The organism is Mycobacterium persicum, from assembly GCF_002086675.1.
GTDB classification, from domain to species: Bacteria; Actinomycetota; Actinomycetes; order Mycobacteriales; family Mycobacteriaceae; genus Mycobacterium; species Mycobacterium persicum.
Genome location: NZ_MVIF01000294.1, coordinates 1 through 604, shown reverse-complemented (window position 1 = coordinate 604; position 604 = coordinate 1). Strand labels below are relative to the sequence as shown.

At 68.5% G+C, this 604-nt stretch carries 1 protein-coding gene and 1 pseudogene; one reads left to right on the top strand and one right to left on the bottom strand.

Features of this window, described 5'->3' with window-relative positions; all coding sequences use genetic code 11:
• The first annotated feature begins 101 nt into the window (after positions 1-101).
• On the top strand, positions 102-392 hold the full coding sequence (locus BST40_RS28475) for a PPE family protein, SVP subgroup (protein ID WP_244174551.1): 291 nt from the start codon (positions 102-104) through the stop codon (positions 390-392).
• A 65-nt stretch (positions 393-457) separates the two neighbouring features.
• Here the strand turns inward: BST40_RS28475 and BST40_RS28470 are convergent.
• Positions 458-604, bottom strand: a pseudogene (locus BST40_RS28470) (type VII secretion protein EsxI); the annotation flags it as partial.

Genomic DNA, 604 nt, shown 5'->3' with positions numbered 1-604 from the left:
ACTCAGGCTTGCGCCAACCCGCACGAGGCATACCCTACAAACTACACCCATGTAGTCTTAACTGAACGGTATTGGGCTTAGGCCCGTTAGGTGCGGCGGGCGTGCCGGCGATAAGTGGTCCGGCCGCATCGGCGAGCGTCGGCCAAGCGGCGTCGCTGGGGACATTGTCGGTGCCGCCGAGCTGGGCCGAAACGCTGTCGGCGGCACCGGTGACCCCGGCCGGCGCAGTGGCGGTGCCGGAAGCCCAGGCTGGCGCGGTCCCCGCCGCGGCAAACGGCGCCACCCTACCCAGGCTGCCGCTTGGAGGCATGGTCGGGCGCGAGGCCGACGGCGCGGTTCAGCGCGTCGGGGTCCGTTCGTCGGTGATTCCCCATTCGCCGATGGGCGGCTAGGTCTGAGTGCACACAAGTGTGGCCGCACACCGGCCGGGGTGCGGCCACACTTGTTGTTGTCGGTGCTAGGCCCAGCTGGAGCCGACGGCGCTGTCGGTCTGTGCCATGTTGCTGCCGGCGGCCTGGACCTTCTGGCCGTGGGCGTTGGCCTGCTCGTAGATCACCTGGAAGTTGCGACCCAACTGGGTGATGAACTCCTGGCAGGCCACCGA